15 protein-coding genes are annotated in these 13,761 nt (G+C 39.9%); 7 read left to right on the top strand and 8 right to left on the bottom strand.

Features of this window, described 5'->3' with window-relative positions; translation table 11 throughout:
- Positions 1-88 precede the first annotated feature (88 nt).
- The 6 genes from LV83_RS01775 (at position 89) to LV83_RS01745 (ending at position 5,380) form a co-directional block, all read left to right on the top strand.
- The gene (locus LV83_RS01775) at positions 89-832 is read left to right on the top strand and encodes a class I SAM-dependent methyltransferase (protein WP_245946973.1); all 744 of its coding nucleotides are present in this window, start codon (positions 89-91) and stop codon (positions 830-832) included.
- Between the two features lie 108 nt (positions 833-940).
- On the top strand, positions 941-1,147 hold the full coding sequence (locus tag LV83_RS01770) for a hypothetical protein (protein WP_111609795.1): 207 nt from the start codon (positions 941-943) through the stop codon (positions 1,145-1,147).
- 307 nt (positions 1,148-1,454) lie between these two features.
- Positions 1,455-2,573 carry a glycosyltransferase family 4 protein gene (locus LV83_RS01760; protein WP_111609793.1) on the top strand — a complete coding sequence of 373 codons (1,119 nt, stop codon included), beginning with the start codon at positions 1,455-1,457 and terminating at the stop codon, positions 2,571-2,573.
- Positions 2,574-2,588: 15 nt separating this feature from the next.
- A complete protein-coding gene (locus LV83_RS01755) occupies positions 2,589-3,737 on the top strand; it encodes a glycosyltransferase family 4 protein (RefSeq protein WP_245946972.1) in 1,149 nt (382 codons plus the stop codon).
- Positions 3,713-4,888, top strand: coding sequence for a DUF1972 domain-containing protein (locus tag LV83_RS01750; protein ID WP_170124551.1), 1,176 nt, complete (start codon positions 3,713-3,715; stop codon positions 4,886-4,888). The genes LV83_RS01755 and LV83_RS01750 overlap by 25 nt, the downstream gene beginning before the upstream one ends.
- A gap of 81 nt (positions 4,889-4,969) precedes the next feature.
- The gene (locus LV83_RS01745) at positions 4,970-5,380 is read left to right on the top strand and encodes an OsmC family protein (RefSeq protein ID WP_111609791.1); all 411 of its coding nucleotides are present in this window, start codon (positions 4,970-4,972) and stop codon (positions 5,378-5,380) included.
- A gap of 120 nt (positions 5,381-5,500) precedes the next feature.
- Here the strand turns inward: LV83_RS01745 and rlmF are convergent, their stop codons facing one another.
- The 6 genes from rlmF to LV83_RS01715 form a co-directional block, all read right to left on the bottom strand.
- Positions 5,501-6,469, bottom strand: a complete 969-nt coding sequence (rlmF, locus tag LV83_RS01740; protein WP_245946971.1) for a 23S rRNA (adenine(1618)-N(6))-methyltransferase RlmF — start codon at positions 6,467-6,469, stop codon at positions 5,501-5,503.
- A gap of 71 nt (positions 6,470-6,540) precedes the next feature.
- The gene (locus tag LV83_RS01735; protein ID WP_111609790.1) at positions 6,541-7,017 is read right to left on the bottom strand and encodes a CIA30 family protein; all 477 of its coding nucleotides are present in this window, start codon (positions 7,015-7,017) and stop codon (positions 6,541-6,543) included.
- Positions 7,018-7,105: 88 nt separating this feature from the next.
- Positions 7,106-7,837, bottom strand: a complete 732-nt coding sequence (locus tag LV83_RS01730; protein ID WP_111609789.1) for an SIMPL domain-containing protein — start codon at positions 7,835-7,837, stop codon at positions 7,106-7,108.
- A gap of 66 nt (positions 7,838-7,903) precedes the next feature.
- Positions 7,904-8,293 (bottom strand): helix-turn-helix domain-containing protein, encoded by a 390-nt coding sequence (locus LV83_RS01725; protein ID WP_111609788.1) that lies wholly within the window; start codon positions 8,291-8,293, stop codon positions 7,904-7,906.
- Positions 8,294-8,299: 6 nt separating this feature from the next.
- Complete coding sequence (locus tag LV83_RS01720; RefSeq protein ID WP_245946970.1) at positions 8,300-8,518, bottom strand: type II toxin-antitoxin system HicA family toxin; 219 nt, start codon at positions 8,516-8,518, stop codon at positions 8,300-8,302.
- A 37-nt stretch (positions 8,519-8,555) separates the two neighbouring features.
- Positions 8,556-10,037: a M14 family zinc carboxypeptidase gene (locus LV83_RS01715; protein ID WP_111609786.1), complete on the bottom strand. Its 1,482-nt coding sequence runs from the start codon at positions 10,035-10,037 to the stop codon at positions 8,556-8,558.
- 93 nt (positions 10,038-10,130) lie between these two features.
- Between LV83_RS01715 and LV83_RS01710 the strand changes: the two genes are divergently transcribed.
- Positions 10,131-11,144 carry a dipeptide epimerase gene (locus LV83_RS01710; protein WP_111609785.1) on the top strand — a complete coding sequence of 338 codons (1,014 nt, stop codon included), beginning with the start codon at positions 10,131-10,133 and terminating at the stop codon, positions 11,142-11,144.
- Between the two features lie 189 nt (positions 11,145-11,333).
- On the opposite strand, the gene LV83_RS01705 is transcribed toward LV83_RS01710, so the two are convergent.
- Positions 11,334-12,029, bottom strand: a complete 696-nt coding sequence (locus tag LV83_RS01705; RefSeq protein ID WP_111609784.1) for a response regulator transcription factor — start codon at positions 12,027-12,029, stop codon at positions 11,334-11,336.
- A complete protein-coding gene (locus LV83_RS01700) occupies positions 12,026-13,750 on the bottom strand; it encodes a sensor histidine kinase (RefSeq protein ID WP_170124550.1) in 1,725 nt (574 codons plus the stop codon). The genes LV83_RS01705 and LV83_RS01700 overlap by 4 nt, the downstream gene beginning before the upstream one ends.
- Positions 13,751-13,761 lie beyond the last annotated feature (11 nt).

Below are 13,761 nucleotides of genomic sequence, written 5' to 3'. Positions count from 1 at the left end.
TAAGGGATACGCAATAGACACGTATCGAAAAGGGCCCCATATCTCGAGAGTTCAGTGTTTGAATTGCGAGTTGGTATTTGCAAATCCTATGGCAGATAGTCAAGAATTAGCTGACTATTACACCAACTATTATGATAAGGATCATTATGAGGCATTTGACTATAAAAATCTAATAATGAGTCACTTTCAAAGGATTGCTGGCCTGAGAGAAGAAGAAATAAAGAAAGAAGCTAAATTTTTAACGAGACTTGAAAGTGGAGCAAAGTTTTTGGATGTGGGATGTGGACTCGGTTTGGGGCTGGCTTATGCAAATCAGCTGAAATGTGAATTATATGCCACCGAATTTGATGCGGGAGCTTTAGAATTTGTGAAAAGTAATTTCCCTGTAGAAACTTTCCAGGGTGATATCTGGGAAGCGAAATATTCTGATTCCTTTTTTGATTTTATCCATATTTCACATGTAATAGAGCATGTGCTAGATCCGAAAGCCTATATCGAGGAGATGAAGCGGATAGTAAAGCCTGGGGGATATATTGCAATTGGAACACCAAATATGTCGAGTAACTTGTATCGCTTTCATCGCTGGTCGAAAATGATAAAGATGAATGTGCCAGACGTGATTGACGGTCTAGAGCATACTTTTATTTTCCCCAAGAAATTACTTCGCAACATTTGTGAAGAGCAAGAGCTGAACATAGATGATCATTATACACACAATTTAGGAGAGAAATTCAGCAACTTAGTTCGCTATAAGATGCCAGTCAGTAAAAAGCTTAATAGGCTAATTCAGAATGTTTTTCAGGTGAATCAGTGGATTGTGTGTAGGAAGTAGTACCTGATATTTGACCTGTGAAAACTAGTGATTCACCGAGTTACGTTTAACTTTGATAAAATAAAATTTCTGAATACGCTCGTGTTCACAAAACATAATTGACTGATTATGAAAGAAATTACCTTAAGAATTCCAGAAGAAAAGTTAGATTTCATAATGGAGTTGATCAAACAGCTCGATTTAGAAGTAGCAGGATCTGATGAGACACCTGAAGAGCATAAAGAAATAGTACGCCAAAGAATTCAGAATTCAGATTCTTCAAAATTACTTGCTTGGGCAGAGGTGAGAAAAGATTTAAAATATAATGACTTTTGAGGTGCTCTTGGAACCCTCTGCCAAAGAGGATATCCAGCAAGCAATTTATTTTTATGAAGAGAAGAAAAAGGGGTTAGGCAAGAAATTTGAACTAGAACTTCATCACTATTTCCAGCTATTGGAAACCAATCCTTTTTTCCAAATCAGATATGACTCAGTTCGCTGCTTGCCTCTGTAGAAATTTCCTTTTATGATTCATTACACATTAAGCGAGGAATATAGAAAGGTGGTGATTAGAGGCATATTTCATACTGCTAGAGATCCTCAAGATTGGAAATTTCGCTAAACAGACAGAATAACCCACCAAATGAAAGTCCTCCTCGATCTACAATACCTCAATGTCGCCACCACAGGCATCAAAACCTACATGATGGAACTGGCGAATGCCGCGCTTGCTCATCCACACCCGGACATTGAGTGGGTTTTTTCCCATGATCCGGAGACCCAAAGTGCTGATCAGACTTTCAAAGGTCCGCAAAGCAAAATCCAGCGCTTAAATTACCACATGGATTACTTTCGCTGGAAAGAGTTTCAACTTCCTGATCTAATCAAGAACCATAAGCCAGATGTTTTGATTTGTCCGGATTTCGTCTCCCCAGTTGCGTCTTTGTCCTGCAGAAGGCTGACTGTGATCCACGATGCTTTTTTCTGGCAAATGCCTGAAAACTACCCGAAATGGTGGAGAACTTACTTTTTGAGCTTGATAAGAAAAGGGTTAAAAGAAGACACAGAGATCATTACTACTACCGAATACTCCCGTAAATCCCTCTACAAATACCTAAAAAAAATATACCCGATGACAGTCATTCATCAGGCCCCAAAAAAGCTGACTGAAGGAGTGGATTCCTCATTTTTAGAAAACAATGGTCTACAGAATCTTCACTATTTTTTACACATCGGTACCTTTGACAAGAGAAAAAATCTGCCGCTGCTTGTCCGTTCATTTGCCGATTTTCTCAAAAAGACAGACTCCAATTTCAAGTTGGTATTAGCAGGTGGCGCAGGTCAAAGTTCACAGATGAATGATAAGCCAGTTATAGACGAACTAGTTGCGGAGCTTGGGCTTCAGGAAAAAGTAATAGTGCCAGGCTATGTCAGCGATGCCCAAGTCAGATCCTTGTATGAAAATGGGTTTGCCTATATTTTTCCTTCGGAAAACGAAGGATTTGGCATTCCTATCGTAGAAGCAATGACCTTTGGACTGCCTGTAATCCATTCGGATCAGCCAGCTTTGATGGAAGTTGCAGGCGGGGCAGGCCTTACTGTGACAACAGGAGATCAGCAAGATTTGACTGAAAAAATGATACTTTTGACTAGCGAAAATAGCCGGGTTGCGACTATGATTAAAAAAGGCAAAGAGCAATCCAAGAAATTTTCTGCTCAGAAATTTATTGAAGGATTTCAAAATGTAATCCTTAAAAATTAGCAACTGATTTTTCAATTGACAGTACTTTTCCTCAATAGTTCCTCAGACCGATATGGCTCTTCCAGAATTCTGATAGAAGTAGTAAAAGTTTATAAAAGTGCTGGGCTAAAAGCAGTGGTTGTGCTGCCTGAACCAGGTCCGTTGCAACAAGACCTTTTGGAGTTGGGTGCTATTGTTCATATTCAAAACCTCGGAATTTTACGCCGGAAGTATGTGACTATTTCTGGCCTTGTGAATAGGCTAATTATGAACTATAAAGCCTATATTTTTTTAAGTCAGCTCCACCGTGAGTTCCATTTCGACCTAGTCTATTCCAACACCTTAGCCGTAGTTATCGGTGCACATTGGGCTAGGACGAACGACATACCTCATACCTGGCACATTCATGAAATCCTTCTGGGGCCTGCTCCTTTGGTAGGTCTGTTGAGAAGATTGTTAGATCGTACTACTCCCTCGCCTATTGTGGTATCAAATGCTGTGAAAAATCATTGGGAGGAGAAGTTAAGCGTATCCAAACCAACAGTTATCCACAATGGAATTCCTTACTCAGATTTTCTTGAAAAACCTGGAATACTGCCTCAGGAGCTAGGAATAGCCGATGATCACCTAATCATCACTATGGTGGGCAGGATTAACCCAGGCAAAGGACAGCTTTTCTTTTTAGAAATAGCCAAACGGATTACCAAATCTTATCCACATTGTCATTTTGTAATGGTGGGAGATCCATATCCTGGATATGAGAATTTGGAAGTGGAAATGAAGCATTTTATCAATGAACACAGGTTAGAAAATTGCGTCACCAATCTTGGCTTTAGAGAAGATATAGGCTCCATCCTGCAGACAACGGATATTTTTGTATTGCCTTCAATATTACCAGATTCCTTTCCTACAGTTATTTTGGAAGCCATGGCAGCATCTTGTCCAGTCATTGCTACCCAGTCCGGTGGGGCTTCGGAAATGGTATTGGAGGGCGAAACTGGATACTTAATCCCAATTTACGATCTAGACAAGGCAGTAAGTGCGTTAATTAGTTTAATTTTGGACCAACAACTTAGAGTGAAATTTGGGAATGCCGGTAGAGATCGCGTGTTGAAAGAGTTCAGTTTGGAAAGTTTTAGAGAAAACATTGAGAACCATTTATGGCAACTGCTAAGAAAAAATTGAAAATAGCCATAATGGGTGCAAAGGGATACCCTTACGTCTATGGGGGGTATGATACCATGGTCAAAGAACTCGGAGAGCGACTCGTAGCAAAAGGTGTTCATGTACGTGTGTATAATCATAAATCACTTTTTAAAGTCCGCCCAAAATTTGTGAACGGCATAGAATGCATTTACATAGGAGCGATTGAATCCAAAATAGGCACCCAACTTTCGCATACCTTCTTTTCCATGATGCATGCCTGTTTCTCAGACGTGGATGTGATTTTCGTTGTCAATAGCGCTAATGGGCCTATAGGTTGGTTTTCCAGACTATTTAGAAAAAAAACAGTGATCAATGTAGATGGTCTGGAATGGCTTAGACCAAAGTGGAAAGGAATGGGGTCCAAGTATTTTTTCTGGGCATCCAAAATGGCCACAAAATACTACGATCAACTGATCAATGACTCAGATGAAATGCAGCGCGTCTATAAGGATTTGTTCAATGCAGACTCTAAAGTCATCGCTTATGGGGCAAATCCTCGTGCGGATGTAGCTGCCGATCCCATTGAAAAATGGGGAATTGAGCCACAGGATTACTTTCTGATAGTAGGCCGACTTATCCCAGACAACAATGCAGATCTAATTATTGAAGGTTTTTTGAAATCAAATTCTACACGAAAGCTGGTCATAGTTGGTGACGTACCATTCAATGACGAGTATGCCAATGTCCTGAAAAATATAGCCGACGATAGGCTGTTGTTTTTGGGTTATATCACAGATCAAAATGAGCTGGCGGCTTGGTACTCACATTGCTATGCTTATTTCCATGGACATGAGTATGGAGGTACGAACCCAGCGATGCTGAAAGCACTCGGGTTTGGTTGCGCCATTTTGGCGTTGGACACCCCATTCAATCAGGAAATGCTTCAAAATGGAAAGCATGGTTGGTATTTCCAAAAGACTAAAGAATCGGTTCAGGATATCGTAGAAGCCGCAGAAAGCAGTAAAGAGCGACTGGCATATTTCCGTAGCACTGCGCGGGAAGGACTGATTCAGCGATACAATTGGGACTATGTCACCGATCAGTATTTAGAAGTATTTCAGAATTTGGCAGGAAAAAAAGTATCAATAAATCCACCAGTGAAGTCAAAACTGAAACAAGTGGAAAGTTGAGGTTTCCTACCTCTAGATGAACTTTTACGCACATATTTCCCTTTAACTACTATAACTTTTAACCCTAAAATCTTTTAGACTATGATCAGAAAAGCAACTGCCGTATGGCAAGGAACAGGTAAAGATGGCAAAGGTACTTTGACAACACCAAGTTCTGTTTTAGACAAAACACAATACTCCTTTGGATCCAGATTCGAAAGTGGAGTAGGGACAAATCCTGAAGAATTGATCGCAGCGGCACATTCTGGATGTTTCGCTATGAAATTGAGCTTCAACTTACAGGAAGCAGGCTTTACAGCTGAAGAATTGGATGTGACGGCGAATATCACCTTTGAAGAAGGAACACTGAAAAAATCACATTTGGTGCTCAAAGCAAAAGTCGAAGGAATCGACCAAAGCAAATTCGATGAACTAGTGAAAGATGCGGAGGAAAACTGCCCAATATCCAGAGTTTTGGATTTGGAGATCAGTGTGGAAAGCACGTTAAATTAAGAACCAAGAAGCTAGAAACAAGATTCAAGAAATTAGTATCAAGTATCTAGACACAAGAAAGTCGATTTGAATTTCCTCAAATCGACTTTTTTATTTCTGGGTTTGGAAATTTTAAATTTATCACCATCTTCTCTTCCTCCAATTCTCCTGCTGCTCAGGATTCAAAAAAGTCCAGGCAATAAACCTACTTTTCTTATTGCCCTGAGTCATTTCTATCACTTGTCGGTCAGCGACTCTTGCTTTTTTCAACGCTAAAACCAACTCTCGTACATGCTCTTCCTTGGATACTATAGCAGTGAACCAAAAGCAGTTGTACTTGAATGTGACACTCTCCCGGATCATCTTTTGGATAAAAACGAGTTCGCCACCTTCGCACCACAATTCATTATTTCTCCCGCCAAAATTCAGGGTAACTTTCTTGCCCACCTTGCCTTTGAGGTTCTTGACTTTTCTCGTGCTCGCTGCTTCAGCAGCAGCTTGGGATTCATGAAAAGGAGGATTGCAGATTACCAAGTCGAAAACATCGTCAGATTTGATTATCCCAGTGAGAATTTCCTTCGGGTTTTCCTGAAGCCTTAGGGTTATTTTTCCTCGAAACTGGGGATTTGCATACAAATTCTCCTGTGCAGAATCTAAGGCTTTTTCGTCTATCTCTGAGCCTATGAAGTTCCAATTGTATATGGAATTTCCGAGTATGGGATAGATACAATTTGCCCCTGTTCCAATATCCAAAACTTTGATGTCTTCGCCTTTTGGAAGTTTTTCTGAATTGCTTTGCGCCAGCATATCCGCGACATAGTGAAGGTAATCTGCTCTACCTGGAATGGGAGGACAAAGATATCCCTCTGGAATATCCCACGCTGAAACCTGATAAAAATGCTTCAACAAAGCTCGATTGAGTTCTTTGACCGCATTTGGGTCGGCGAAATCTATGCTGAGGTCTCCGTATTTATTTTCTGCCACGTATTTGCTCAACTCAGGCTGACTGCCAATTAAGCTTGGAAAATCGTAACGCTCCCGATGGGCATTGCGGGGATGAAGGGCGGTTTTGGTAGTCTTGTTCTCTTTCACATCAATTCGATCTAGCACAAAGATAAGTACCTAGAGCTAACGAAGATTTATTTCTGTTAAATGCCTGATTCAGACTTGAGGAACTACGCTCAAATAAGCTCGATTGACTTTATCTCTAGGCGAAAAGTTTGAGCCTTTTTATTGCCAATCAAAAATGCTATCTCTTCAATCTTTGCTTGATTAAAGTTGGGGATAGACAGATTTCTTCCACGAAAAGCTGGATACATAGCTGAAAGCTGGATTTCTACAGTTTGCCAATCCCCAGACGTCTGGAAGTCCGCGATGTAGGAATGACGGTCATTTGTATCTGCTTTCACTCGAAATTGATAGTTGCTCCCATCTCCTTTCAATCTGATTTTAATGGTTTTCTGACCTTGAACCTGAAAAGTAGCTCTATGCCGGACAGATGAAAAACCCCCGTTATTTTCTAAGGATACCGAACCTTCAAACACCCCATTTCCTTCCTCATTAATACGGAAAGAGCCATCAGACCTTCCGCCCATCACCACATCATCAACAATTCTCCAATCAGAAGCCGAGGAATTTTTGTCAAACTGATAAAGCATAAGGGAAAAAGAAAATAGAGTTAATAGAAGAGTAGCTCTCACATTTATAAAAGCTGTGAGAAACAAAATTGTTTATAGTCTTGGGTATTTAATCCACCTCAAAAATTAGCTTCATCGTAATCGAAGCAGTTTTATTTTTGTCTGCGGTGTTGAAAGTACCACCCCAGGAATAGTCTTCGCCGGAGTTTTGACCTGTGATCTGAAATATTCCCATATTCGCTGAGATCAGGTCTCCGAGATCTCCTTTGGAGTTTTCTGCGATGCGCTCGGCCCGGATACGGGCATCCTCGGTAGCTTTGGCAATCATCTCCAGTTTGAGTGATTCCAGCTCAGTGTAATAGTATCTTGGCTGCTGGGAGTAAAAAGCAATTCCTTGATTCAATAACTCGGTGATTTCCCTAGAGATTTTCTCGACTTTTTCCACTTCGGTGGATTCAATTTTCAGGGATTGATTGAGTGTGTATCCATCGAAGGTCTGTCCCAAATACCTCCCATCGTTGGAGTAATTCTGCTGATACTTTGGATTGGTATTTACTGCGTTGAAAATCAACTTCTCGGCAGGAATGCCTTTGGAGATCAAATAGTCTGAAACCAGTTTTCTGTCTTTCTCCAGATCAGCATAAGCAGATTTCAAGTCGAAGCTTTCTCTACTGAAATTTCCTTCCCACACAACTAAGTCAGAGGTGAAATTGCTCTCTCCCAAACCTGTCACGTTGATTGTACCCTGAGGCCGGTTTCGATTGATAATAGCGTTTCCCAGTACGATAGATGCAATGACGATCGCTACGGCGAAAAGAATTGCGGAAAGATTTTTTTTCATTGTTTTAAAAATTATGGACGTTAGCTAATTAACAAATAACCCGCCAAGAAGCGGGTTTAATATTGTTTAACTGTGAATGAGATTAATTTCTGATAGTTCCTTTCCAATTTGATGAATCCCCAACAGAATTTTCTGAGTTTGTTTATCAGATGGTTTTTTTTGGCCCTGTACATACTGTGAAAGAAGTGTAGGGTTCATCCCAATTTTTTCAGCCAGGAACTTTGAATTCAACACCTTATAGTATTGAAAGAATTGTTGAAAATCAATTTCAAATTTTAAATCCTCCGAATTAAAATTATTATTTTCTTCCTCAAAATAAAAATTAACCGCTTCTAAGGCATTATTTAATAACTCAGGGATTGTAGCTCCAGTTGTGAAAATTGCATAGGATTCAGAAAAAGCTGAAAAACCAGTATCAGTTTTTTCCAAAATCATTTTAAGTTTTTTTGTCTTCATTATCTTTTATTTAGCAATCCCAGCATCTTTTTTAATTTTTCTCTCAAGGCCTTTACCGACCTCTTTACTTCCGTGATTTGGGAAAATAATGGTTCCGCCCTTTGTTGCATGCTTCATTTTAAGATGGGAGCCTTTCTGGGAAACTGAAAACCATCCATCTTTTTCAAGCAGTCTTAACAATTCAGAACTCTTCATAAAAACAATATTACTAAAAAATGATTCCAAAAGGTAAATATTTATTTACCTTTTGGAAATTGATTTATCAATAAACACGCTGCTTAAATTCTTGATCTTTTGGATTTTCCAGATCTATCAAATAGCCATTTACAACAGCATATTTTCTAACTCCATCCTTCTCCAAAAAGAAATTTGTGCTTTCTCCCGTTTTCCAACCTGAGGAGAATGACTCGGTACTTTTCAGTACCAAAATCGGAAGCTGGTGTAAGTCTCCTTTTGCTCCATTATTAACTTTCACAGCCAAGTATCCCTGCTTCAAAAGCTCCATTACCTTTGCATCGTCTAGGGAAGCCACCGACTCAAAAGCCGTTTCATAAACTTCTCCCTCCACGTACTTTAGCCCTGAAGCATCAAAATCCTCCAATCCAAAATACACCTGCAAGTCCCCTAGGTCATCCACAGAAGCAGACATGTAATAAGTGTCTCCTGCGGTAATATCTCTACGTCTGATGCCAAGATCCACTGGATAGTAGTTCCCATTCACCGGTACCTGAACTTCATTGAGTAGCAAGTCAACCAGTTGCAAGTCGTTATCAGGAATAGCAAAATACTCTTCAGTAGTATATTGCTCGTAGCTTCTACTCGCGATTTGCTCCAAGGCATTGAGGATTATCATAAAATTCAACTGGCGGATGTACTGCTTATCCGGGTCATTTGGGTAACCTCCAGATTCTATCAAAATCGTACTCGTTCCCCACTTAGTAATATTATCTCCGAAAGCTCTAGGTTCAAAGGCATCATTATATTTCCCGACATGGCCAGGCACTACTTGCTGCAAAACCTCATTCATCCCAACGATTGTTTGCATCGCCCTTGTTCTTACCTTATTTACATCGGTAGCATAATTATAGGCTGGAGCCAAAACTGAAATAGTAGCTTGTTTAGGGGTTCCTGAGGCATTGTAATAAATCTGCTGATCGTGCAGGTTGAACCCAAATTCTGGTTCAAAATCATCTCTAGCCCCTTTCAAAATGATAGCTTCAGGAGAAATCTGAGAAATCGCATCACGATTCAAATCGATATCAATCGCATTTCTCCGCTTGAACTGCTCGGCTCCATCGGGATTGATCATCGGGATGAATTTGAGATCAAGATTAGATTTTAAGAGTGCACGAAGTTCGTCATATTCGTCTCCATTCGCTTCCAGAAAATTGAATAGGTCAAAAAGAGACATAGTTGCTGTACTTTCATTTCCGTGCATTTGAGACCAGAGCATTACCTTGGTCTTACCTTCTCCCCAATCCAAGCTGGAAATACTTCTGCCTTCCACTGATTCTCCCAATTTAGTGACCACAAAAGCATCAGCATGTTTCTGAATCAAAGGCTGCAAGTCAGCATGCTTGAACCTTCTATGAGTGATATCCGATTCTTTGAATTTTGAGTAGGCGGATTCAAGAGTGGAAACCTGAGTAGCCTCTGAATTTGAAACATTTGCTGTTTTACAACTAAGTATTGAAATCAATAACAGCAAAAACAAGCTAATTGAGAATTTAGAATTGGCTTTCATAATTATTTCTATTTACCTTGAATAAAATGTAATCCTTTCTACCATACAAGCAAAAAACGCTTTAATTTTGCTCCAAATAGAATATTTCCCGAAATGAATTTATCTTTTCACGTAGTCGATCTTCCGCTCAAACACACATTTACCATCGCCCACCAAAGCAGGGATGTGCAAGACACCTTACTAGTAAAACTGCAAGATGGTGCATTTTACGGTTTAGGCGAATCGACTACGAATCCATTTTACGGCATGACCATCACTAATATGATGGAATGTTTGGAGAATTTCAGACCTGTTGTAGAAAAAGGTAAATGGGAAACTCCTGCTAAACTTTGGAGTCTTGGCAAAGACATTTTTAAAGACAATCCTTTTGCTCAGTGTGCCCTAGATATGGCCGCATGGGATATCTATTCTAAGAATTTCGGAAAGAAACTATACGAATTGCTGGCACTTAATCCTGCTGATATTCCCCTAACAAACTTTACGATTGGAATCGATACGGTGGAGAAAATGGTGGCAAAAATGAAGGAAGTTCACTGGCCGATCTATAAAATTAAGCTGGGTACTTCTGATGACTTGGCGATTATCCGAGAACTTCGAAAGCATACAGATGCTATCTTCAGAATCGATGCAAATTGCGCGTGGACCGCAGAGCAGGCTATCAATTATTCTGGTGAATTAAAAAAATTGGGTGTAGAGTTCATGGAGCAACCACTGGGAAAGGATGACTTGGAAGGAATGAGGGAGGTTTTTAAGCACAGCAAATTACCTATAATCGCAGATGAAAGCTGCATCGTAGAATCTGATGTGAAAAAATGTCATGGCTTGTTTCATGGAGTCAATGTGAAGTTGGTTAAAGCAGGAGGAATCACGCCTGGACTTCGTATGATTCACGAAGCCAAAAAACTTGGGATGAAAACGATGGTTGGCTGCATGACTGAATCATCCGTGGGAATCACAGCTATTGCTCATATTGCACCGCTGCTGGACTATGTAGATATGGATGGCGCGATGCTTCTTTCTAAAGATCCTGCCAAAGGAGTGATCATCACACCAGAAGAAGTGATTTTTCCTGAAGGAAATGGAATTGGCGCGGAAATGATTGACTGAGTATCAAGTAGCAAGTCGCTAGTATTTAGATATAAGTATAAAGACCTTAGAGTCTAGAATCAAGAGCCAAGAGTTTAGAGAAATAAGAAAAGCCGAAGCAATTTTAGATCGCTCCGGCTATATTCTTTTTTTAGCTAGTTGTAAGAGTTCGGAAAATCTGAAATCGAATATCGTAAATCCGAAATCCTTTTATCCCTCGCTTACGATCAACTTGAAACCTTCACCGTGGACAGTAATGATTTGAACTTTTGGGTCGTCTTTAAGAAGTTTTCGGATTTTACTCAAGTACACATCCATGCTTCTGGCATTGAAGTAGCTGTCGTCTCCCCAGATTTGCTTGAGCGCATGACTTCTATTTACAAGATTATTGATTTCAGAAGCCAACAAGCGAATGAGCTCATTTTCCTTTGAAGTTAACTTATGTCGTCCTTTTGGTCCTTCCAGGATTTGCTCATCGTAGTGCAACGTGAATCCTCCGAAGGAGTATACTTTTAATGGGTTGACTTCTTCGCTTTTATGAGTTCGCTTCAAGATAGCATTGACACGAAGAAGTAATTCCTCCATGCTAAACGGCTTGGTGATGTAGTCATCAGCGCCAATTTTCAAACCTTCGATGATATCATCTTTTTGGTTTTTTGCCGTCAGGAAAAGAATAGGTAGGTTTTCCTCCACTTTCTTTATCTCTTTGGCTAAAGTGAATCCATCTTTTTTTGGCATCATAATATCCAGAAGACAAAGATCGAATTTCCCCTTTTTGTATTTGTTCCAACCTTCTTCACCATCACGACAAAGCGTAGGCTCGTAACCTTTCATTTCCAAATATTCCTGTAGGATATCACCTAAATTTGGATCGTCTTCGACCACTAGTAATTTTGCTTTACTCATTGTTTCTTTGGTATGTTAATGGTGAATGAGCTTCCTTTTCCAAGTTCGCTACTTACTTGAATTCCTCCTTTATGTGCTTCCAACATGGCCTTTACATAAGAAAGACCTAGACCGAAGCCCTTGACATCGTGAACATTGCCGGTAGGAACACGATAGAATTTATCAAAAATTTTCCTTTGTGCATCTTTATTCATCCCGATTCCTTCGTCTTTGATGGTAATGAATACCTCATCAGCATCATCTTTTGCTACAATCGTTATAAACGGACTGTCCGGAGAATACTTATTCGCATTGTCCAACAGATTATTGAATATATGGGTGAGATGAAATAAGTCGCCTTGGACCATCGGCTCACTTAGCTCATTCATAAAAGTGATCTGTCCCCCCCTCTTTTCGACCTGAAGGCCAAAGTGATCAACAGTAGTTTCTAATATTTCGGCCAAATTCAGAGATTCTATTTTCAGTTTGAAATCCTTTTTATCCAACGCAGCAGCCTGAAGAACGTTTTCCACCTGAGAGACCAAACGTTTATTTTCATCTTTAATAATGCCCAAATATCGCGTTCGAAACTTATCCTGACTGGACAGTTCAGGATCCTGAAGTGCTTCTACTGCTAGACTAACGGTAGCTAAGGGGGTCTTGAATTCATGCGTCATATTATTGATGAAATCATTTTTGGTATCTGAAAGTGCTTTCTGACGAATGATCACCTTAATGGCGTAAATGAAACAAGAAATAATTACGATTATAAACAGGATTGAGCTTGATAAAGGCAGCCAAACTTCACGAATAACGTGCGCATTTTTCTCGGGAAAATATACCGTCAAAAAATTTGCCTTGTTAAAAATGTCGTTAGGAAATAGTCTTGCCTGGATTCCTTGTTGGGATAACACAAATTGCTGTTTTACCGGGCCGATCGGCAGCAAAGACCGGTCATCTTTAAGTAATGCTAATTCAAAATCTTCGGTGATATTCCTCTCTAACAAGAATCCTTTCAGAATTCTTCTCACCTTCGCAGTATCCATTCTGTCCAAAATTGCTTTTTGGCCAGCATTTATCTCATCTACATATTTATTGATGAAATCAATCTTAATGTTTGTCCTATATACTTTTTCCAAAGCATCTGGACTGATGTTGACCTCTGGACGCATCTCCACTACTTGTTCAATTTGAGAAGGAGCAGATTTCTTTGCAGAAGTCTCTATGCGACTTAAATACTGGAATTGCCGCTCTTTTTCTTTTAGCAAAACCTCCATTTCGTCTGGAGTGAACATCTTAGAGGCTAGTTCGGGAGTCATGTAAGCAAAAAAGGCTTCCAATTCTTCCAGTTGATTCATATCAACTCCTTGCGATTCAAGTATCCTTTTGAATGTCTGACTCACTCTAGGCGCAGGCTCTTGAAAGAAGGAATCAACCAGTGAAGGCCTAGGCCTAGAAATTCGTCTGGAATTTACAGTAACGTCAAAATCGATCGGATCGATTTTCTCAAATAATGACCTACTGATGATAGAGTCATTCATCATATAGCCATAAAACGCAGCTGATGTTTCCCCTTTTTCCAGCTCATCTACTGTCGAAGAAAGTGCCTGATAGACATTTTGATCAAAGCGCTCTCTATTAATTCGAATGGCATTTTTTACCCAGTAGAATTGGAAGCCCATCAAGCCAAAGCTGGCAAGTGACATCAAAACAACGATTAGGATAATATTACTCTTCGACATTTTACAAATTT

Source organism: Algoriphagus yeomjeoni (genome assembly GCF_003259505.1).
GTDB lineage: Bacteria > Bacteroidota > Bacteroidia > Cytophagales > Cyclobacteriaceae > Algoriphagus > Algoriphagus yeomjeoni.
Note: the sequence above shows the minus strand (reverse complement) of the source record. Positions and strands in the feature narration are given on the sequence as shown.

Bases quoted from the DNA above. Each gene is read 5' to 3' on its own strand.
- LV83_RS01760 (WP_111609793.1), top strand. From the start codon at position 1,455: ATGAAAGTCCTCCTCGATCTACAATACCTCAATGTCGCCACCACAGGC.
- LV83_RS01710 (WP_111609785.1), top strand. From the start codon at position 10,131: ATGAATTTATCTTTTCACGTAGTCGATCTTCCGCTCAAACACACATTT.
- LV83_RS01730 (WP_111609789.1), bottom strand. From the start codon at position 7,837: ATGAAAAAAAATCTTTCCGCAATTCTTTTCGCCGTAGCGATCGTCATT.
- LV83_RS01725 (WP_111609788.1), bottom strand. From the start codon at position 8,293: ATGAAGACAAAAAAACTTAAAATGATTTTGGAAAAAACTGATACTGGT.
- LV83_RS01750 (WP_170124551.1), top strand. From the start codon at position 3,713: ATGGCAACTGCTAAGAAAAAATTGAAAATAGCCATAATGGGTGCAAAG.
- LV83_RS01705 (WP_111609784.1), bottom strand. From the start codon at position 12,029: ATGAGTAAAGCAAAATTACTAGTGGTCGAAGACGATCCAAATTTAGGT.
- LV83_RS01735 (WP_111609790.1), bottom strand. From the start codon at position 7,017: ATGCTTTATCAGTTTGACAAAAATTCCTCGGCTTCTGATTGGAGAATT.
- LV83_RS01700 (WP_170124550.1), bottom strand. From the start codon at position 13,750: ATGTCGAAGAGTAATATTATCCTAATCGTTGTTTTGATGTCACTTGCC.
- LV83_RS01715 (WP_111609786.1), bottom strand. From the start codon at position 10,037: ATGAAAGCCAATTCTAAATTCTCAATTAGCTTGTTTTTGCTGTTATTG.
- LV83_RS01770 (WP_111609795.1), top strand. From the start codon at position 941: ATGAAAGAAATTACCTTAAGAATTCCAGAAGAAAAGTTAGATTTCATA.
- LV83_RS01775 (WP_245946973.1), top strand. From the start codon at position 89: ATGGCAGATAGTCAAGAATTAGCTGACTATTACACCAACTATTATGAT.
- LV83_RS01745 (WP_111609791.1), top strand. From the start codon at position 4,970: ATGATCAGAAAAGCAACTGCCGTATGGCAAGGAACAGGTAAAGATGGC.